This window comes from Pseudomonas hefeiensis (genome assembly GCF_030687835.1).
GTDB lineage: Bacteria > Pseudomonadota > Gammaproteobacteria > Pseudomonadales > Pseudomonadaceae > Aquipseudomonas > Aquipseudomonas hefeiensis.
This window is the reverse complement of the sequence record NZ_CP117449.1, coordinates 3475310-3493491: the sequence shown is the minus strand read 5'-3', so window position 1 is coordinate 3493491 and position 18182 is coordinate 3475310. Positions and strand designations below refer to the sequence as shown.

19 protein-coding genes, 2 tRNA genes and 1 pseudogene are annotated in these 18182 nt (G+C 58.4%); 14 read left to right on the top strand and 8 right to left on the bottom strand.

What is annotated here, in order from left to right:
• Nucleotides 1-7: 7 nt before the first annotated feature.
• The 6 genes from PSH57_RS15420 (at nucleotide 8) to PSH57_RS15395 (ending at nucleotide 7392) form a co-directional block, all read left to right on the top strand.
• Nucleotides 8-3574: a TipJ family phage tail tip protein gene (locus PSH57_RS15420; protein WP_305383902.1), complete on the top strand. Its 3567-nt coding sequence runs from the start codon at nucleotides 8-10 to the stop codon at nucleotides 3572-3574.
• A gap of 319 nt (nucleotides 3575-3893) precedes the next feature.
• Complete coding sequence (locus PSH57_RS15415; RefSeq protein ID WP_305383899.1) at nucleotides 3894-4568, top strand: hypothetical protein; 675 nt, start codon at nucleotides 3894-3896, stop codon at nucleotides 4566-4568.
• A 13-nt stretch (nucleotides 4569-4581) separates the two neighbouring features.
• Nucleotides 4582-5688, top strand: a complete 1107-nt coding sequence (locus PSH57_RS15410; RefSeq protein WP_305383897.1) for a phage tail protein — start codon at nucleotides 4582-4584, stop codon at nucleotides 5686-5688.
• Between the two features lie 377 nt (nucleotides 5689-6065).
• Nucleotides 6066-6395: a phage tail protein gene (locus PSH57_RS15405; RefSeq protein ID WP_305416697.1), complete on the top strand. Its 330-nt coding sequence runs from the start codon at nucleotides 6066-6068 to the stop codon at nucleotides 6393-6395.
• A gap of 59 nt (nucleotides 6396-6454) precedes the next feature.
• The gene (locus PSH57_RS15400) at nucleotides 6455-6880 is read left to right on the top strand and encodes a cell wall hydrolase (RefSeq protein WP_305390398.1); all 426 of its coding nucleotides are present in this window, start codon (nucleotides 6455-6457) and stop codon (nucleotides 6878-6880) included.
• Nucleotides 6877-7392 carry a lysis system i-spanin subunit Rz gene (locus PSH57_RS15395; protein WP_305415886.1) on the top strand — a complete coding sequence of 172 codons (516 nt, stop codon included), beginning with the start codon at nucleotides 6877-6879 and terminating at the stop codon, nucleotides 7390-7392. Before PSH57_RS15400 ends, PSH57_RS15395 begins: the two co-directional genes overlap by 4 nt.
• 734 nt (nucleotides 7393-8126) lie before the next feature.
• On the opposite strand, the gene PSH57_RS15385 is transcribed toward PSH57_RS15395, so the two are convergent.
• Complete coding sequence (locus PSH57_RS15385) at nucleotides 8127-8336, bottom strand: hypothetical protein (protein WP_305383892.1); 210 nt, start codon at nucleotides 8334-8336, stop codon at nucleotides 8127-8129.
• A gap of 269 nt (nucleotides 8337-8605) precedes the next feature.
• On the opposite strand from PSH57_RS15385, the gene PSH57_RS15380 reads away from it, so the two are divergent.
• Nucleotides 8606-8683 (top strand) — tRNA-OTHER (locus tag PSH57_RS15380).
• An 84-nt stretch (nucleotides 8684-8767) separates the two neighbouring features.
• On the opposite strand, the gene PSH57_RS15375 is transcribed toward PSH57_RS15380, so the two are convergent.
• On the bottom strand, nucleotides 8768-9130 hold the full coding sequence (locus tag PSH57_RS15375; protein WP_305383889.1) for an NUDIX hydrolase: 363 nt from the start codon (nucleotides 9128-9130) through the stop codon (nucleotides 8768-8770).
• A 270-nt stretch (nucleotides 9131-9400) separates the two neighbouring features.
• Here PSH57_RS15375 and PSH57_RS15370 point away from each other — a divergent pair, with 270 nt between their 5' ends.
• Together PSH57_RS15370 and PSH57_RS15365 are read left to right on the top strand one after the other, a co-directional pair.
• On the top strand, nucleotides 9401-9586 hold the full coding sequence (locus tag PSH57_RS15370; RefSeq protein WP_305383886.1) for a hypothetical protein: 186 nt from the start codon (nucleotides 9401-9403) through the stop codon (nucleotides 9584-9586).
• Between the two features lie 92 nt (nucleotides 9587-9678).
• Nucleotides 9679-9906 carry a PLD nuclease N-terminal domain-containing protein gene (locus PSH57_RS15365; protein WP_256232942.1) on the top strand — a complete coding sequence of 76 codons (228 nt, stop codon included), beginning with the start codon at nucleotides 9679-9681 and terminating at the stop codon, nucleotides 9904-9906.
• Nucleotides 9907-9923: 17 nt separating this feature from the next.
• On the opposite strand, the gene PSH57_RS15360 is transcribed toward PSH57_RS15365, so the two are convergent.
• From PSH57_RS15360 to PSH57_RS15350, 3 genes are all read right to left on the bottom strand, one after another.
• Nucleotides 9924-10349: a hypothetical protein gene (locus tag PSH57_RS15360; protein WP_305383884.1), complete on the bottom strand. Its 426-nt coding sequence runs from the start codon at nucleotides 10347-10349 to the stop codon at nucleotides 9924-9926.
• 123 nt (nucleotides 10350-10472) lie between these two features.
• Nucleotides 10473-10703 (bottom strand): hypothetical protein, encoded by a 231-nt coding sequence (locus tag PSH57_RS15355; protein WP_305383883.1) that lies wholly within the window; start codon nucleotides 10701-10703, stop codon nucleotides 10473-10475.
• A 151-nt stretch (nucleotides 10704-10854) separates the two neighbouring features.
• A complete protein-coding gene (locus tag PSH57_RS15350) occupies nucleotides 10855-11109 on the bottom strand; it encodes a DUF6555 family protein (RefSeq protein ID WP_305383880.1) in 255 nt (84 codons plus the stop codon).
• A gap of 205 nt (nucleotides 11110-11314) precedes the next feature.
• Between PSH57_RS15350 and PSH57_RS15345 the strand changes: the two genes are divergently transcribed.
• A complete protein-coding gene (locus tag PSH57_RS15345; protein WP_305383879.1) occupies nucleotides 11315-12214 on the top strand; it encodes a polysaccharide deacetylase family protein in 900 nt (299 codons plus the stop codon).
• Between the two features lie 103 nt (nucleotides 12215-12317).
• On the top strand, nucleotides 12318-12509 hold the full coding sequence (locus PSH57_RS15340; protein ID WP_305383878.1) for a DUF2188 domain-containing protein: 192 nt from the start codon (nucleotides 12318-12320) through the stop codon (nucleotides 12507-12509).
• A gap of 92 nt (nucleotides 12510-12601) precedes the next feature.
• On the opposite strand, the gene PSH57_RS15335 is transcribed toward PSH57_RS15340, so the two are convergent.
• Both PSH57_RS15335 and PSH57_RS15330 read right to left on the bottom strand, forming a co-directional pair.
• Nucleotides 12602-14398 (bottom strand): DAHL domain-containing protein, encoded by a 1797-nt coding sequence (locus PSH57_RS15335; RefSeq protein ID WP_305383876.1) that lies wholly within the window; start codon nucleotides 14396-14398, stop codon nucleotides 12602-12604.
• Nucleotides 14399-14621: 223 nt separating this feature from the next.
• A pseudogene (locus tag PSH57_RS15330) lies at nucleotides 14622-14783 on the bottom strand (alkene reductase); the annotation flags it as partial.
• Between the two features lie 138 nt (nucleotides 14784-14921).
• Between PSH57_RS15330 and PSH57_RS15325 the strand changes: the two are divergent.
• Together PSH57_RS15325 and PSH57_RS15320 are read left to right on the top strand one after the other, a co-directional pair.
• Nucleotides 14922-16121 (top strand): MFS transporter, encoded by a 1200-nt coding sequence (locus PSH57_RS15325; RefSeq protein WP_305383875.1) that lies wholly within the window; start codon nucleotides 14922-14924, stop codon nucleotides 16119-16121.
• A 128-nt stretch (nucleotides 16122-16249) separates the two neighbouring features.
• Entirely contained in the window at nucleotides 16250-17167 is a 918-nt protein-coding gene (locus PSH57_RS15320; protein WP_305383873.1) for a LysR family transcriptional regulator, read from the top strand.
• 111 nt (nucleotides 17168-17278) lie between these two features.
• Here PSH57_RS15320 and PSH57_RS15315 read toward each other — a convergent pair.
• Nucleotides 17279-17366, bottom strand: a tRNA-Ser gene (locus tag PSH57_RS15315).
• A gap of 124 nt (nucleotides 17367-17490) precedes the next feature.
• On the opposite strand from PSH57_RS15315, the gene PSH57_RS15310 reads away from it, so the two are divergent.
• The gene (locus tag PSH57_RS15310) at nucleotides 17491-18162 is read left to right on the top strand and encodes a Bax inhibitor-1/YccA family protein (RefSeq protein WP_305383872.1); all 672 of its coding nucleotides are present in this window, start codon (nucleotides 17491-17493) and stop codon (nucleotides 18160-18162) included.
• Nucleotides 18163-18182: the final 20 nt, after the last annotated feature.

The window sequence follows — 18182 nt, the reverse complement described above, 5'->3', positions numbered from 1 at the left end:
GGAATGTATGGGCGCAGCACGCAAGATCGATATTCACGGCGCGAAAGGCGGAGACAAGAAGCCTAAGTCCCCGACCGAGGCCAGCGACAACCTGCGCTCCACGAACATTGCCAAGCTGTTGATCGCGGTGGGCGAGGGCGAGTTTGAGGAGGCTCCCACTGCAGCCAACATCTTTCTCGACAACACGCCAATCAACGATGCCAGCGGCAACGTCAACTTCCCGAACGTGAAGTGGGAGTGGCGCTCCGGGTCTGTCGATCAGACCTATATCCCTGGCATTCCATCAGTCGAGAACGAGACATCGCTGAACATCGAGCTGCGCAGTGATGCGCCATGGGTCCGCTCGGTCACCAACACCCAGCTCTCGGCCGTGCGCGTCCGCTTTGCCTGGCCTGCGCTCCAGCGCCAGGACGATCAAGGCAACATTGGCGGCTACCGGATCGAGTACGCCATCGACGTGGCTACCGACGGCGGTGCCTATCAGCAAGTTCTGACCGATGCTGTGGATGGCAAGACCACCACCCGTTACGAGCGCTCCAAGCGTGTTGACCTGCCCGAGGCAACCACCGGCTGGCAGATCCGTGTCCGCCGCATTACGCCGAACCAGAATAGCAACAAGATCGCAGACACCATGCTGATCGCCGGCTTCACTGAGGTGATCGACGCTAAGCTGCGCTACCCGAACACCGCGCTGCTGTACATCGAGTTCGACGCCGAGCAGTTCACCAACATTCCGGCCGTCACCGTGAAGAGCAAGGCCAGGAAATGGCAGGTTCCAAGTAACTACGATCCGATCAGCCGCACCTACACCGGCACCTGGGATGGCAGCATGAAGCTGGCCTGGACCAATAATCCGGCCTGGATCACGTACGGCATTTGCACCGAGGACCGTTTCGGCCTGGGCAAGCGCATCAAGACGTTCATGGTCGACAAGTGGGAGCTGTACCGGATTGCCCAGTACTGCGACCAGCTTGTGCCCGATGGCCTTGGCGGAACCGAGCCACGCTTCCTGTGCGACATGAACCTGCAAGGCAAGGCCGACGCCTGGACGCTGCTGCGGGATATCTCCGGCATTTACCGCGGGATGACCTACTGGGCCCAGGGTCAGCTGATCATGCAGGCCGACATGCCGCGCGCGCAGGACTTCGACTACGTCTTCACCCGGGCAAACGTCATCGAGGGGAAATTCTCGTATGGCAGCGCTTCGGCGAAGACCCGGTACACCCGGGCCCTGGTCAGCTACGACAACCCGTCGAACAACTACGACACTGACGTCATTCCGTTTTCGGACCTGGACCTCCAGCGCCGCTACGGGGACCGGCCAACCGAGCTGAGCGCCATCGGTTGCACCCGCGCATCCGAGGCCCAGCGCCGGGGCAAGTGGGCGATCCTGAGCAACAACCTGGACCGCACTGTCACCTTCAAGACCGGCATGGAAGGCGTGATCCCGCTCCCGGGCCACATCATCCCAGTGGCTGACTCGCTGCTGGCTGGACGGGAGATTGGTGGGCGCATTTCGGCTGTGGCCGGTCGCGTTGTAACCCTGGACCGCGACACCCTAGCAAAGGCGGGCGATCGGCTGATTATCAACCTGCCAGGCGGACGCGCCGAAGGGCGCACCGTGCAGAGCGTTGCCGGCCGCGCCGTGACCGTTACCGTCGCCTACAGCGAGGCGCCGCGGGCACAGCTTCAGTGGGCGCTCGATGCCGATGACCTGGCGATTCCGCTCTATCGCGTGCTGAGGACCAAGCGCACCACCGAGGGCGACTTTGAAATCAGTGCTCTGCAGTACGAGCCGAGCAAGTTTGCGCACATCGACACCGGCGCACGCCTCGAGGATCGGCCAATCAGCGTGATCCCCATCACCGTGGTCCCGGCGCCTGCGAGCGTCACAGTCGCCTCGGTCTCCTCTGTTGTTCAGGGGTTGGCAGTGGCCACAATGACAATCAGCTGGCCAGCGGTTGAGGGGGCCGTTGCCTATGACATCGAATGGCGCAAGGACAGCGGTAACTGGATCAAGGTGCAGCGCACCGGCTCGACCAACGTAGACGTGGTGGGCATCTATGCGGGTGCTTACGTTGCCCGGGTCCGTGCCGTGAGTGCGTTCGATATCTCCTCGATCTGGCGCAACTCTGTGCTGACCGAACTTGCCGGCAAGGATGGCCTACCACCGGCCGTGTCGTTCCTGACGGCCACACCCTTGCTGTTTGGTATTTACCTCAAGTGGGGCTTTCCCGACGGATCGAGCGATACCCAGCGGACAGAGATTTGGTACGGCCCAACCACTGATCAGGAGGCATCGACCAAGCTCACTGATCTGGCATACCCACAAAGCGACTTTTCCCTGTTGGGCCTGGCCGCTGGGGTGACTTTCTATTTCTGGGCTCGCCTGGTGGACCGGATCGGCAACATTGGACCATGGTATCCGGTTGGGATTGGGGTCCAGGGGCAGTCGAGCTCGGAAGCAGGTCCTATCCTCGACATGATCGCCGGTCAAATAGGTGAGACAGAACTAGGTCAGGACATCCTGGACGAGATCAACAAGATTCCCGGTCTTCAGGACCAGATCGATGCGCTTGATGGGTTGTCGGCCTACAAGCCGGATGAAGTGTATGAGCCAGGGGAAATGGTTGTCGGAGATGGCCGCATCTATCAGGCGAAAGTCCAGGTTCCGATCGATACGCCACCACCGAACGCCGCCTACTGGATTGATGTCGGCCAGTCGGTCGAGACGGCAAACGGTCTGGCGCAGCAGGTGGCCACTAACACCGCTGATATCACCGAAATTGACGGGGTTGTCACAGCCCAGGCCACGGCCTTCGAAGCGCTGCGTGCGTCGTATCGCGATGACAACGGGGAGGGTGATCTCAACGACGCCATCGACGGCTGGAACAGCACGGCTTCCATTGCGGCTGAGCGTAGCGTCAGGGCCTCGGAGGACGAGGCTTTCGCCAGACAGTTGGTCACCCTGGACGCAAAGCTCGGCAGCAGCGAGGCGAACATCACCGAGCTGTCGCAGGTGGTGGTCACCAGCGAGTCGTCGACGGCGACCAAGATCGATCAGTTGAGCGTGAAGGTGGGCGCAAACTCAGCGGCCATCCAGCAAACGTCGGAAGCCTATGCGGATACCAGCGGAAAGCTGAACACCATGTGGTCGGTGAAGATGCAGGTAAACGCGAATGGGCAGTATGTCGCGGCCGGCATTGGCCTTGGGATTGAAAACGTTGGCGGGACGCTGCAAAGCCAGTTCCTGGTCAGTGCTGACCGTTTCGCGATCGTCAACACCATCGCCGGCGGCGCTATCTCTGTGCCGTTCGCGGTCCAGGGCGGCCAGGTGTTCATGAACTCCGCCTTCATCCAGGACGGCAGTATCACGATGCTGAAGATCGGCCAGGCCTTGCAGTCGGACAACTATGTTGCCGGTGTGCAGGGCTGGCGTCTGGATAAAGCCGGGAATCTAGAGTTCAACGGTCCCGCCCCTGGTGGTGGCCGGCTGACCATGACCAACCGAGCTATCAAGGTCTACGACGAGAACGGTATTAAACGGGTGCAACTCGGGGACCTGACCGCATGAGCTATGGACTAGAAATCCGGGATGAGAATGGAAACGTCACCCTCGATCCGTCGTCGTTCACAATGCGGGTTGTATATAGCGGAGTCGTTACGGGAAGCAACTCCGCTAATTTCCAAACAATATCAGTTCCCGGAATCACAACAACCAATAGCGCTGCGTTTGTTGTGCCGATTGGAAACTATAACGTTAGCGTCGATATGCAGTTGGAGACTGAAGTTATCAGCGGTGCAGTCAGAGTCTATAGCTTCATTCGAGGTCGGGCTCAGTACAGCAGCACGACCAGCTCAACGATGCGCCTAATTGTAATAAGGTTCTCCTGATGGCATATGGACTAGAGTTCACAAACGACAGCAATGTCGTAACAGTTGATTCCGAATTTACTCGGCTCGTCGTGCTGGCAAAAGGGACCTACCAGCCGACACAAGAGTCGGGGCTTGGGTCGGTAACCACGTTTCCACGAACGATCACCAGCCAGGAACCTCCGCTAGTCTTTATCCGTCCGGCTGGTAGCACTGGAATTGCTGGGTTGTGCTGGATGCGCGTTATTGGGTCGCCAGGCGCTTGGACCGGCTTCTACGTTCGTGCCTATGACGAGAACACGCTGCAGCCCAATGGGGCATATTTTGCGTGCGGATTCGCAGCCACGGCACTTGCCGATTATGGAATGCGGATATGGGACGGTAGCTCGAAGCTGTTATTCGATAGCGATACACCCTATGCGAGGTTCACTCGCTCGTTCCAAAACTGGACCTACGTAAAAACAGACACTGCGGCCCAAGGACAGCCCCGGAATTATTATCGAGTTAATTTCAACTTTCCGGCTGGTGAGTACATGCTGATAAACACGTTCAGCATGCCAATGCTTAACGACTCTCCTTTTAATAGAGCTTTATATTGTTGGTGGGATTTTTCCGGCGGGAATCTGTACGCACTGACAGTTGGCTCCGGCAATCCATTCGCTTTCTTCCTTCCTGCCGTATTCGCAAAACTATAAAGGACAACTTCCTATGCCCTGGTACAAGTCGGGGACGGTTTCCGTCACCCTGAATTCCAATGCGGTAACAGGAGCCGGTACGGCGTTCATCGTGAATGCCCGTGTTGGTGATGCGTTTCGTGGTCCGGATGGCCGTTGGTATGAAGTCACAAACGTGGCGAGCAATACCGCGATTTCCATCGACCCCCCGTATATCGGTTCGACTGCATCTGGTGGCAGCTACGCGCTGGCGCCAATGCAGGGCTACGTGAAGGATTCGGCTGATGCACTGCGGGCCATCGTCAACACCTACGGCGCCCAGCTCGCGGCCCTGAAGACAACCGGTAACTATGACGTTCTGCCGGTGAGCAAGGGGGGCACGGGTGGCACAACTCAGGCGGAGGCCCAGACGGCGCTGGGCCTGGTCAAGACGACCTCTGTATTTGACACCACGGTTGGTCGATTGCTGCAGGTGGCAGGTTTTGGGCTCGGCTCCACCGGCTCAAGCTACGATGGCGCCACCAGCATGGACTCGTTTTTCACAGCCAACCAGATGTTCACTTCGTCCATCGCCGCCCCGCCTGGGCACAACCAGTCGCTGCTGGGCTCCTATCCGATGGGCTTCCATCTGCACAGATCGAGCAACGTTGAATCTCAGCTCGTCATGGGGTGGGGAGCGCAAGGCGCCTTGGGCTTTCGGCTGAAAACCGATATCAGCACCTGGGCGCCATGGCGCAAGGTCTATGACACCGGGAATCTCCTTGGCCCGGTCTCTCAGGTGGGCGGGGTGCCGACGGGGGCGGTCATCGAGTCGGGGAGCAATCCGAACGGTGCCTACGTGAAGTTCGCCGACGGGACGATGATATGCACGCTGTCCATCACTGTGACTGACCAGAGCATCAGCGATGCGTATGGATCAGTCTTCCAGGGATCGCGCTCCTGGGTGTTTCCCATGGCTTTTATCGCGGCACCGGTCGTTACATGCGGAGCCTTCAAGTGGGGTAGTGCTGCCAGCTGGGGCGGGGGTAGTGCTGCTGCTTCAACTTCCGGTTGTTCGCTGCGAGGCTGGGATTGCTTCACCAGGGCGAGCGGAACCTCAACTTACATTTCTGCCATAGCTGTGGGGAGGTGGTTTGCATGAAAATTATTCTCAGCCCTCAGCGCCGTGATGACACCCTGATTGCAGTTAAGTCGGGCGACGTCCTGACGCTGAACTCCGTGCGGTTCGACCTTTCGCTGATTGGGGAGGGCGACACCCTGCCCTACGATGCGATTCATTCCCAGTGGCTGCCCGGCAACATCGAACGGGTGAACGGTGAGCTGACCCTCACGCTGCTGTTTCCCAACCCCAGCAACTACAGCCAGGCGCAGGCCTTTCCATCGCCACTGCTGAATGTGCCCGATGGCGTGGTGGTTTTCCCTGGGCCAGAACAGGCGGACTACGTTCCTCCTCAACCGGACCCTGCCACTCCGATAACCGACGGCGTGGTCGACTGGTCCAGGCTGATCACAAAAGAAATGAAGGCGGCGGCTATTCTGGCCGCTCAACTCGCTGCCATGAAGTCTGACCTGGCTGAGCGTAACGCTCGTGCCGCCACGCAAATCTCCCGCATTCAGGACCGCATCGATACCCTGGGCTACGGCATCGAGATTGGCGAGGCGACTCCTGAGGAGGAGGCAGAGCAGGCCGCCCTGGCCGCACCGCTGAAAGCCTGGAAGGTCTACAAGTACGCTCTCGGCAAGGTGACCACGCAGCCCGGGTGGTTCGAGTCGCCGGTCTGGCCGGCCGAGCCGCCCATTCCTCAAATCATCGCGTCGCCGATGCTCCTCAGATCCGAAACCATCTGACCCGAATCGAGTGTCGCAACCCGCCATCGAGCGGGATTTTTTTTGCCTGGAGAAAAGTTATGACCGCAACCGAAAGGGACCGCGACATCCTCGCGCGCACGCTGTGGGGGGAGGCTCGTGGTGAGAGTTTCGCTGGCCAGGTGGCCGTGGCCTGCGTGATCCGCAACCGTGTGAACGACGGTAAAGCCAAGTCCTGGTGGGGCGAAGGCTACGCCGTCGTCTGCCTGAAGCCGTACCAGTTCAGCTGCTGGAACAAGAACGACCCGAACTATCCCTACCTCAGCGGCGCAAAGCCTATCCCGCCGAAGCAGTTCGCCCAGGCCCAACGGGCGGCGGATTTGGTGATCTCCGGTGCCGAGGCCGACATTACCAAAGGTGCGACCCACTACTACGCCACCACCATGCCGAAGCCGCCGGACTGGTCGAAGGACGCAACCCAGACCTTCCGCCTGGGCAACCACATCTTCTTCAAGGACGTCCCATGAGTCCCGCCACGCTGAAGCTGCTGATCGCCGGTGTGGCGGTGGCGCTGATCCTGGCCATGAGCGCGATATGGAAGGTTCAGGACTGGCGCTACGGGATGAAGCTGGCTGAGCAGGCTGGCCTGCATCAATCAGACCTGGACAAAATCGGCAGCGTGGCCTCAGCCCAGGTTCAGGCGGAGCAGGGCAAACGCCTGGCCCTGGAACAGCGGCTGGCCGCCAATGACCAAACCCACCACAAGGAACTGAGCGATGCTCAAACGAATCAGACTCGCCTGCGTGATCGCCTTGCCACTGCTGATTTGCGGCTGTCAGTCCTCCTTGCCGAGGATCCAGCCAGTTGCAACGGAGTGCCTGCCACCGCCGGCGCCGTCGGCATGGTTCATGGAAGAGCAAGAGCCGAACTTGACCCAGCGCATGCTCAAAGAATTATCGGAATCACCGACGACGGCGACCGGGGGTTGATCGCGCTGAAGGCGTGCCAGGCGTACGTCAGAGAAGTGAATCAGCGATAGGCCTGATCAGCTCCGCACCCTGGTTGCACATAATAAAAAGCCCGGCGCTGGGCCGGGCACACTAGTCGAGCAGATGAGTATCTTGTCGTGACATCACCATCTCTTCCAGGATCTCGCGGACAAGTCTATGGATTCCCTCTTCTCCGTGATAATGGCTGCGCTCTATCTGTGAGATCGTGAACTGGTTTGTGCCTGGGCCAGCCACGTTAATCGATAAGCATCCGTCTTCGTTAATCGAGCACGTGACAATGCACTGCGGAAGCCGATCAGAAAGAAGGCGTTCAAGATCGAGCTTGCTTAGGACGTCCATTCGGTGTCCTGCAGGCAGGGAGGGAGGAGCCTAAGCATAGACCCTGACAGCCGAGTGTAAATGATGGCTTATTAATGCCTCGCCAAATTGGCGGGCACATACGAAAAGCCCGGCGCTGGAGGCTCTGCCCGCTGTCATCTTCAACCTCGTCTTGAAGGCAAAAATACTTGGGGTTAGTATGTTTTGTACATATTTTGTACAGGTATCAGCAGCATGACGCCCCTGGATAAGATCCTTGCCTGGCATCAGAACTGGTCCATTTTGAATGGAACCGTCAGGTGCAAGCGCTGCGGCGGAGTGCAGCAAGAGGTAGATAGATCAATGCAATTCCCTCATTCCCCAACGTGCACCCTGTTCGGTGCAAACATCCAACCATGGGTGGCGCTGGACGATGTAAAGCCGGCGGTTGATAACCATGAGCAGGTCACTCAGGTGTCATCAGGACCGCAAGCGCCATCTTGATGAACTCCTCGTTCTTATCGATCGTGTCCAGAGCGCCCCGCACGTTGTCGGCGACGTCGGCCGCGCCGCGCTGTTCGACCCAGCCGGACAGCTCGAGAATGGCCGCCTCGAGGGCAAGCTGGTTTTCGTTGATTTTGTAGAGCAGGGAAGGGAGCAGGTCTGAATTGGGCATAGACGATTCCTTGTTAGAAGAAATCAGCGTAGCAGTTTGAAGGAGAGGGTGATCGGTCGGCAGGACGCCGGAGATGACTGCTATACGCAAGTCTAAGATATGCTGTATCGGCATAATGTCGGAAGCGATAATCGGAACAACTGGGCGTATCCGCATTGAATTTGTGCAAGTTTTCCGGACCGCAATCACTTCGAGGCATTCGGAAACATTGGGCTGCATGGCAGCGTTTTGCGAGTGATTGCGGACCAGAAAACCTATTGGAAGGCGCGGCCTGATTGATTTCCACTCGGGACTTAAAATCCCCCGCTCGTAAGGGCGTGCCGGTTCGATTCCGGCTTCGGGCACCATCTAAAATCAAGGGTTTGCGAGCGAAAGCTGATGCAAACCCTTGTTCGTTTCTGCTCCGTGAAACCACGTTATCCAAGCTGCGCTCACAACCTGCGCCGAAATGCCTCGAGAATTTCCCGGGTTCCCTTTTTCATTTGCAGTTGCGCGATAGCGTCCAGCGGATGCCAGAGGCAGTCGCTGATTTCGTTCTGTGGCCTGGCCGTCTCTGAATCCGTGACCGAGGCTTCGAATACGTGGTGTTCGGTTTCGCCGTCGCTGATGCGCATCAGATAAAGCAGGTTATGCGCGTCCAGCCCGGTCTCTTCGGCCAACTCGCGTAGTGCCGCCCCGGCATGGGTTTCGCCGCGCTCCACTGTGCCTCCAGGCAGTGCCCATCGGCTGTTGGGCTTGCGCACGAGCAAGATGTGGCGATCTTCCTCGCAGATGACGGTTGCTCGAACTCTCATGGACTTGCTCAATCAGCGGCTGTCATTAATCTGAAATATAAATGCAATATTCAGGCCCGATGTCAGCACGGACTGTCTACACAGATCTACCGGGGGCCTCTCTGTACGACCGCCGTAATCGGCGAAAGACTGAACTTCATTTCAACTCCGCACTCGCTATCTGTCAGGCCTGGGCATTGGACCGATCATCGCCTCGGCTGAATCAGCTTGGAAAAAACGTATCCATGTTGGGTGGATAGCCAACCTCGGCTAGAGGGGAAGTGAGAAAACATGACCACGGTTGAAGACTTCAAAATCAAATCCCACGAGCTGCTCGTGGAACTGGACGCGGCCACGTCAGAAATGATGGCGCTCATCGACGCACATCAAACGAGCGGGGTGATTTGGGAGCAGGCTGTGCAGCGCCAGCATGACGCTTACGAACAGTGGGTGGCCTATCTGAATGAGCGGGGCTAGACCAAATACCGGGCGTGGGGGAGCGATGGCAGATTCTTTGAACGCACCGTCAGGGGGGGTGCCTAAACCATAGACCTTAAGAGGATTGGGCCATGTCTGAATTAGTCAGTTATTTCTGGATCGGCGTTGTGGTGCTTCTGCTGCTTGTGGATTTGTGGGCGATCATCAGTGTCTTTCGCAGTGACAAGACGGTCGGGACCAAGGCAGGCTGGGCGCTGCTGTTAATCATCTTGCCTGTGGTAGGCCTGGTCATCTGGGGCGTGGCCGGCCCTCGCGGTGTGAAGGAAGGCCCGTCGTCGCCAGAGCACAGCAAAGGCTAGGGCAGGGCCTTGATCATTCACTGGTTTTTCCAGCGCCCACCGGTGGTTTCGCAGTCTTTCTGTGCTTGCGTCAATTGGTCAGCGTTGTAGTAGTACCAGGTGACTTGCGCATTGTCAGGGATGTTGGCTGACTCGCCGCTGCGGTCCTTGCTGGTTGAGTGCGGATTGGCCAGTGCTTCCTGAGTCAGTCGGGCCTGGCATGTCGCTACATAACCTTGGGCGCAACGTTCGACCCGGTTCTTTTCAGTGCTCAGTGCACCTTTGCTTTCGTTGCTGCACGACCAGCCAATCGCTTCGGCTGGCACGCCTTTGTATTCGTAACAACTATGGGTTTCGACCTTCGGTATCGCTTGGCTCTGGGACTGAGTTATCACATCGCAGCCTTGCGCCAGGGCGGCAGCAGGGCTGGCACAGGCAATCAGCAGCAGGATTCTGGCGTACATGGCGGTTCTCCCTATGGCGGCTTTACTCCGATACATATCAATATCGAGGTGCAAAGAACGCTGGCGTTCCATCGGTTTTCCAACCGGTAGAGCTTTGGGGAAGAACCTGTGCAGCGCATTGCGTTAGCGGAACTTGGGCAATGGCCGCTCGTCGGGCTTGAGAGACGTCAACGCGCTCTGGATAGAGGGGGCGTCTTTTTCGATGTCGTTGAGGCGGTCCCGGATCCGCACGGCGGTGGGGTGCCCGCCCTGGTGGTCGACCCAGTCAGCGATTTCCTTGCAGGCTGCCGCCAATCGCGCCTGACGCGATTCCAGCAAAGTAAGCACAGTGGTGATGGACTCTTTTTCAGACATGTCACACCTCCATTCAGGGTGGATGAGGCAGCATAAAGCCCGCCAGAAGCGGGTCATACCGATAGTTAAGCGTAGTTGAGTTATTTCGGATTAGACGAAGAATGCGGCGCCCGGCCGGACGGCCGGTACGCCCAAGGATGATTTTCCTGACTCAGCCCGACTCCTTTACCCAGGCCGGCGCGACGCTGGCTCGCCAGCGCACATCGGTAATACCGTATTTTTCTGCAAGAGGCTTTGACACCCGCTTGACCTTTTCCCTCCCGAATTTAGGGATGCGCCCGACACCCGCGTCGCAACTGGCCCAATGCCAGGCTTCGGAGTTGTTCATCACTTCGGCACGAATGATGAATGACTTGGGCTCGCCATGGAGCGTGTATTCGATGATGTAAAGCGATGGCCCGCCCATAAATCCTCCCTAATTAGTTCTATACGGATGGATGCAGGGGCGTGCGGAAAATTCCATCGGATCTCCAGACGGTCAAAAAATCAGGGAGGCAGCGGCGAGGCTCGCGGCCGGGAACCAAACCCGGTTAACCTTCTCCAAGCTGGGCTTGGGCACCAAGGGCCATGGATCGTAGGCGAGTCAGTGCGATAACCATAAAAGGCACACAATGAAAATTATCGCCAGGGTGCTGTCTCTCGTAGCCCTTGCCAGCGGTTTGCTGGGGTGCATTGGCGCGCCCATCGAACTGACTGCGCAGACCGAACAACGCCTTCGCACGCAACCGCCGATCCGCTTTCTGCTGACGTTCGATGACGGGCCCAGCGCATCATCTTTCTGGAACCCGAGCATGGCCGTGCTCGACGCCCTGGCGCAGAACCCGGTGCAGCCGGGGATCAAGGCGGTGTTTTTCGTGCAGACTCGAGCGTCGCGGGCCGGTGGCAGCGATATCGGGCGTTCGGTGATGCGTCGTGAACAGCAGGAAGGGCATGTGCTGGGCTTTCATACCGCGACCTCCGGCCACAGCAACCACCGGTTCCTCAGTCCTGATGACCTGGAGCAGTCGCTGCTCAAGGGGCGCGCCGACATTGCGACCATCACGGGGGCAGCTCCCAGCCTGGTGAGGCCGCCGTTCTGGAGCTTCGACACCCGCACCTTCACGGCCTACCGGCGCCATGGCCTGCACATGTTGCTCACCGATCTGAGCGCCAACGACGGCAAAGTCTGGGGCATCACGGCCAGTCCGAGACGGCGAATAAACCTTATACGTCAGCTCAGCGAAGTGCGCGAACGTATCGCCGTCGGGCAGATACCTGCCGTTGACGGGGTCATCCCCGTGGTGGTGACCTTTCATGACCTCAATCGCTACACCGCCCGACACGCCCGGGAGTACCTGCAGATTCTGATCGAGGCTGCTCAGGCTACCGGGGTGAAGACCGACACCAAGCCATTTTATGACGACCGTCAGGCGCTTGAGCGAGCAGCGCTGGCTCGCACCGTCAAGGACAGCGCCGAACCGGTGCAACTGCCTGGGTTGTGGGACAGGCTGTGGGGGCCGGGGTCACCCTGACGGGCATGCCGCTCCCTGGAAATTGCGACGCCCGGTTGCTGCCCGGGTGCCAACTGAGTGTAAGGTAAGGGCGTACCTTTGGTTTATCTAGCAGGAGGTAACTATGAGTGCTGCGATGCTAACGAAAGTGCACATCAACGGTTATGACGTACTCAGTGTGAACAGCGGTCCATGGCGGGTCTGCACCCAGGTGGACCGGCTAGGCTCCTTTGCTTCCCGTGAGGAAGCACTGGCTTACGCAGCGGCGTTGCCGGTGCGCAGGAACCGAAGCGAACGGCCTGTGAACACCCAATAGCGCCGCCAGAAGCTCGTGTTCGCTGGGCAGAGTTGGCTGCGCGTGCGTAACCCAGAAAGATGCTGCGCACGCAGCCAACTCGCCGCAGTGGTTCAGGTATTGGCCAGTTCCAATGGGATCTCCAAGGTGAACAGGGCTCCCTGACCAGGCCCATCGCTCTGGGCGTGGAGACGGCCATTCATTTCAACCGCAGCCAGAGCACAGCTGTGCAAGCCAAATCCATGGCCGTCCTTGCGGGTTGTAAAACCATGATTGAAGATTCGAGCCTGATGCTCGGGCGCGATGCCCTCGCCTCGATCCTTGACGCTGATGCGTAACGTCGTCTGATCGACAATCCGGATCCCCAGCGTCATTTCCCGCGGATGCCCGGAAACATTCGACATTGCAAATTTGGCGTTGCTGATCAGGTTGATCAGGATCAGCAGCAACCTGTGCTTGTCTCCCAGGATCATGGGGACGTCCTGAAAATCCTTGATGACCGTGACATGATGCCGGCTCAGCGCGCCCGAGTTCATACGTAATGCATCTTCAAACAGGTCACTGACGTTGAGCGGCTCAATCAATCTTGCGGCTCCGGCATAGGTTTGTTGGGTGGTGACGATTTCCTTGATGTGATCAATGCTTCTGGTCAGTTGCGCCAACTCTTCAATGAGCAGCCCTTGTTCGGCACTGATGGATTCGACCAGTTCATTGAAATAACGGGGCAGCAGTTTTCCTTTTTCATCAAGGGTGATGAACTGGCCGAGGTCCTCGGCATGCTCATTCATCATCTTTACCGCCTTCCCGAGGCCGAGCGTCTTGCTGTTTTTCAACTTGCGGGTCACCAGGTCCGCCGAAATGTTCACGCTGTTGAGAACGTTCCCCACGTTATGCAACACGTTTGTGGCGATCTCGGCCATGCCGGCCATTCGCGCCGCCTCCACCAACTCGCGCTCGGCCTGTATCAACTCGCGAGTGCGATCTTCCACCCGCTCCTCCAGCCGTTCGTTGGAGGATTGCAGTTCATGGTTAATCTGGGTGATGAGCGCGGAACTGCGAACCAACCGCGCGGCAAGGTAGATCATCAAAGTGGCCATGAGGCCGGCGCACACGGCCAGGTAAATATGGTATTGGCGATCTGTCGCGGCTGTCCTGCGTTGGGTTTCGTTCAACAGCTCATTGATACTGTCCAGTTCCTGGGCGACCGGGATAACGCTGATTCGATCGAGGAAGTCATTGACGATCGGTTGTTCCTGGATGATGACTTCGACATGTTGTGCCAGGGCGATGAAAGACGTCTGGTAGGAGACAGGCAACCGATCAATGTATTGCTCCAGTGCATCGAGCTGACTCTGTACTTCCTGGGCCTTGTCCGAAGTGACATAAAGTGCGTATTCAAGCGTTGTCAATGTCAGATCAAGGATACTGGAAGCAATCGCCAGGCGATCCATCGGACTTTCGGCGTCGGTCTCTTTGAGCTGTGTCTGGATCTCGTCCTCGGTCAGCGGCAGCGCATCCAGAGCGTTGCGGAGGCGGGTGTTGTGTTGCTGGAACTGCTCGACCAGCAGGCTTTTGTTATTCACCGCATCCACATAGCCCTGGCGCCTGGACGCCCAAAGGGCCGCCAGCGGGCCGCTATTGTTGAGCTGTTCCAATTGCTCCCATCGACTGGCCGCTTCCGGTGGCGGGGTCAGCGACAAATTGTTATTGATACCGATCTTTTTTCGCAGGATTTTGACGTTCCAGTTGGCGTCGGATTGTTTGAGTTGGCGGATGAAATCCCGGGATTCGAAATAGGTGGAGGCGTCGTAGGTGTAGGACTTGACTAAAAAGAATATCAAGGCCGAAAACACAGCAAGCGCGACAGCCAATAAGGCGGGCCATTTATACTTTTTAATGAGAGTGGTCACACGGTCCTCCCGTCAAGGCTCTTGATCGGGCAGATCGGTGAGTTGCCAAGATAAGGCAGGATTACGGCGCTTGGGACGATGGGTGGAGTGTTCGTTTGGTGTTGTATAGGTGGCGTGGGTCTGCTTTTGCCTGGGTGCACGTTGAGCTCCCTGCTAACGGTGGCGTGGTACGTCAATGACGTGAGTGTAGCGCTAAGGAGGCAGGGCGATGTGGGCGGCTGGAGGCCGGCTCGACGAGGTGCAGGTAGGCCAGGTTCCAGTGGTTCAGCGAACGCACGATATGGCCGAATTTAGCCTCAGGGGGTTCATCGCCCATACCCATGAAACGCCCCATGGGTGTCAGACGCACACCCACGCGCTCTTCACCGACCTCATCGGATCGCGCAATAGCCTGTTGCGCCAAGCGCAAGGCGAGTGCGCGTTGCGTAGGGCGCATCACTCAATTGCTCATGGGGTGGATTCTGCGGAGCGACCGCTGCCTTTAGCCTTGACACCACTTTCCCGAACTCAACGAGGTGTCATCATGCTCACGGGTAGCCCGGCGGCAGTGGCCAAGGCCGAACAATCTGCTTCACTCTCCGGCCTGATGGTCGCGTTCCTGGCGTTTTGCTGCGGCGCGGTCGTTGCCAACCTTTACTACGCTCAGCCAATTGTTGAACTGATCGCGCCGCAGATCGGCCTGTCCAGCGCCAATGCCAGTCTGATTGTTTCGCTCACCCAATTTGGTTATGCGTTGGGTTTGCTGCTGCTGGTGCCACTGGCCGACCTGATGGAAAACCGACGCCTTGTCGTGGGTTTTACCCTCGCCGCGGGCGTGACCCTGTTGTGTGCCGGTCTGACGCATTCGCCGTCGATGTTTCTCATATTGTCCTTGCTGATCGGACTGACCTCAGTGGCGGTGCAGATTCTTGTGCCGCTGGCGGCGCATCTGGCGCCGGAAGCAACGCGGGGGCGCGTTGTGGGCAACATCATGAGCGGGTTGTTGCTGGGCATTCTGCTGTCACGTCCGCTGTCGAGCCTGCTGGTGGAAGTGTTCGGCTGGCGCGGGGTGTTTTTCAGCGCCGCGGCACTGATGGCCGTCATCGCCGTGATTATGGCGACTGCGCTGCCGCGTCGTGTACCGACTCATCAGGCCACATACCCGGCATTGATCGGTTCGGTGTTTGCGCTTGCCCGTCGCCATCCGGTCCTGCGCCAACGTTCGTTGTATCAGGGCTTGTTGTTCGCCAGCTTCAGCCTCTTCTGGACCCTTGCGCCCATCGAGCTGATGCGTAACCACGCGTTCAGTCAGGCGCAGGTCGCGATTTTTGCGCTGGTCGGAGCCGTTGGTGCAGTGGCAGCGCCGATTGCCGGGCGCTTGGCCGATGCTGGGCATGGCCGCCGCGGGACGCTGGCCGCGCTGCTGTTGGCTCCCGTCTCGCTATTGATCGCGGCGCTGCCTGGCAGCAGCTACCTCTGGCTGGTGGTGTGTGCAGTGCTGCTGGATTTCGCCGTGCAACTGAACATGGTGCTGGGTCAACGAGAGGTGTATGCCATCGACCCGCACAGTCGCGCGCGCCTGAATGCGGTTTACATGACCAGCATCTTCGTGGGCGGTGCCTTGGGCTCGTTGGTGGCGAGCCCGCTGTATGAACACTTCGGCTGGAACCTGTCTGCCGTGACGGTGGCATTGTTGCCCGCTCTGGCTTTGCTCATGTTTCTGGGACGCAAGGCAAATGCCTGAGCGCCAGGCGTCGGTGAGAGGTGTGAGGTGTGAGGTGTGAGGTGTGAGGTGTGAGGTGTGATCGTACAAGACGGCGCGAGACGAGTGATGCACAATCGTCTGCGTTCCTTTTCGACCGGATTGCACCTATGGACAAGCTGCTGGCATTGAAGATGTTTGTTGAAACCGTGCGTTGCGGTGGTTATTCCTCCGCGGCACGCAAACTCGGCATCTCGACATCTTCGGTGACACGCCAGGTGGCAGGGCTTGAAAATGAATTGGGCGCCAGTCTCCTTAACCGTACGACTCGCAACACCAGCGTGACCGTCGCCGGGCAAACCTATTTCGAGAAGGCCGTCGCGATTCTCGACGCCATTGATCAAGCCGATGCCGTAGTCGCCGACCGTGGCATCGAGGCCCAGGGACGCCTGCGGATCAGCGTCCCGGTGGAGTTTGGTCGACGAATCATCGCGCCGCACCTGGGCCGATTGCTTGCTCGTCATCCAGGACTGGAAATCAGCATGTCGTTGAGCGATCAGGTCAGCGACCTGCTGAGCGAACAGATCGATGTGTCGGTGCGTCTCGGATCGTCGGTGGTCAGTGAGGATATCGTCAGCAAACGGGTAGGGGCCTTCCAGCGCTGGGTGGTGGCCAGCCCGGACTATCTGAGTCGTCACGCGGCGCCGTCTCATCCCCGTGACTTGCTGGAGCTACAATGCCTGCGCTTCGATTACGGTGGTTCGCACCACCACTGGACGTTCCAGGGCGAGGAAGAAACCATCCCGCTCAACGTCCACGGTCGCCTGCAAAGCAACAACGCCGATATCCTGCGTGAAGCGGCGATCGCCGGCGGCGGAGTGGCCCTGTTGGCCGACTGGCTGGTACGTGACGACGTCGCCGCCGGCCGGCTGATACGGTTGCTGGAGCATTATGAAGTTAATCCCGGCAGCGCGAGCAGTTGTATCAATGCCCTGTATTTACCCAATCACCGGGGTTCCAGCCGGATCAATGTGTTCATTGATTTTCTCGAGGAGATCCTCGCGCCTGATCGATTGGATAACCGATAGCGCCAACTCAGGCGCGTAGTTTTTTGCCGGGAGAACCATGGCGGCGCAACAGAAACTGCATGCGCCAGAAACGACAAAGCCCTGAATAATCAGGGCTTTGTCGTATAAAGATGGCGGAGGCGATGGGATTCGAACTCATGGACCTGTTACAGTCGACGGTTTTCAAGACCGTTGCCTTAAACCACTCGGCCACACCTCCGTATTGCGTTGCGGGCGCCATAATACCCGAATGAAACACACTGTCAAACTCTCTACGTAGCTTGTTACAGAGCGTCTGTTATCATCCTTGCCACTGAATGTTTCAAAACCGGAGGAGTGTCGCCATGCGCGAACAGGATTACGCAGTGAACAACAGCGTGCAGGTTGAGCAGCTAGAGGTTAGCCGCGTCCTGCGCAACACTTATGGCCTGCTGGCACTCACGCTGGCTTTCAGCGGTGTGATGGCCTTCGTTGCACAACAGATGCGTGTCGGCTACCCGAACATCTTCGTGGTGCTGATCGGTTTCTACGGCCTTTTCTTCCTCACCAACAAACTCCGTGATTCGGCCTGGGGCCTGGTTTCGGCCTTCGCCCTGACCGGCTTCATGGGCTTTTTGCTCGGCCCGATCCTCAACCGTTACCTGGGCATGCAGGGCGGCGCTGAAGTGGTCAGCTCGGCATTCGCCATGACCGCGCTGGTGTTCGGTGGTCTGTCGGCCTACGTACTGATCTCCCGCAAGGACATGAGCTTCCTGAGCGGTTTCATCACCGCCGGTTTCTTCGTGTTGCTCGGTGCGGTAGTTGCCAGCTTCTTCTTCCAGATCAGCGGCTTGCAACTGGCAATCAGCGCCGGCTTCGTGCTGTTCTCGTCGGTCTGCATCCTGTACCAGACCAGCGCCATCATCCACGGCGGCGAGCGCAACTACATCATGGCGACCATCAGCCTGTATGTATCGATCTACAACCTGTTCATCAGCCTGTTGCAACTGTTCGGCCTGATGGGTCGCGACGACTGATTGCATGCGTAATATGGAAA

Excerpts from the sequence above, each read along its gene's own strand:
- PSH57_RS15310 (WP_305383872.1), top strand. The coding sequence starts at position 17,491 with ATGCGCGAACAGGATTACGCAGTGAACAACAGCGTGCAGGTTGAGCAG.
- PSH57_RS15345 (WP_305383879.1), top strand. The coding sequence starts at position 11,315 with ATGAAAATTATCGCCAGGGTGCTGTCTCTCGTAGCCCTTGCCAGCGGT.
- PSH57_RS15370 (WP_305383886.1), top strand. The coding sequence starts at position 9,401 with ATGACCACGGTTGAAGACTTCAAAATCAAATCCCACGAGCTGCTCGTG.
- PSH57_RS15340 (WP_305383878.1), top strand. The coding sequence starts at position 12,318 with ATGAGTGCTGCGATGCTAACGAAAGTGCACATCAACGGTTATGACGTA.
- PSH57_RS15325 (WP_305383875.1), top strand. The coding sequence starts at position 14,922 with ATGCTCACGGGTAGCCCGGCGGCAGTGGCCAAGGCCGAACAATCTGCT.
- PSH57_RS15320 (WP_305383873.1), top strand. The coding sequence starts at position 16,250 with ATGGACAAGCTGCTGGCATTGAAGATGTTTGTTGAAACCGTGCGTTGC.
- PSH57_RS15395 (WP_305415886.1), top strand. The coding sequence starts at position 6,877 with ATGAGTCCCGCCACGCTGAAGCTGCTGATCGCCGGTGTGGCGGTGGCG.
- PSH57_RS15350 (WP_305383880.1), bottom strand. The coding sequence starts at position 11,109 with ATGGGCGGGCCATCGCTTTACATCATCGAATACACGCTCCATGGCGAG.
- PSH57_RS15400 (WP_305390398.1), top strand. The coding sequence starts at position 6,455 with ATGACCGCAACCGAAAGGGACCGCGACATCCTCGCGCGCACGCTGTGG.
- PSH57_RS15365 (WP_256232942.1), top strand. The coding sequence starts at position 9,679 with ATGTCTGAATTAGTCAGTTATTTCTGGATCGGCGTTGTGGTGCTTCTG.
- PSH57_RS15375 (WP_305383889.1), bottom strand. The coding sequence starts at position 9,130 with ATGAGAGTTCGAGCAACCGTCATCTGCGAGGAAGATCGCCACATCTTG.
- PSH57_RS15360 (WP_305383884.1), bottom strand. The coding sequence starts at position 10,349 with ATGTACGCCAGAATCCTGCTGCTGATTGCCTGTGCCAGCCCTGCTGCC.
- PSH57_RS15420 (WP_305383902.1), top strand. The coding sequence starts at position 8 with ATGGGCGCAGCACGCAAGATCGATATTCACGGCGCGAAAGGCGGAGAC.
- PSH57_RS15385 (WP_305383892.1), bottom strand. The coding sequence starts at position 8,336 with ATGCCCAATTCAGACCTGCTCCCTTCCCTGCTCTACAAAATCAACGAA.
- PSH57_RS15405 (WP_305416697.1), top strand. The coding sequence starts at position 6,066 with ATGAAGGCGGCGGCTATTCTGGCCGCTCAACTCGCTGCCATGAAGTCT.
- PSH57_RS15355 (WP_305383883.1), bottom strand. The coding sequence starts at position 10,703 with ATGTCTGAAAAAGAGTCCATCACCACTGTGCTTACTTTGCTGGAATCG.
- PSH57_RS15415 (WP_305383899.1), top strand. The coding sequence starts at position 3,894 with ATGGCATATGGACTAGAGTTCACAAACGACAGCAATGTCGTAACAGTT.
- PSH57_RS15410 (WP_305383897.1), top strand. The coding sequence starts at position 4,582 with ATGCCCTGGTACAAGTCGGGGACGGTTTCCGTCACCCTGAATTCCAAT.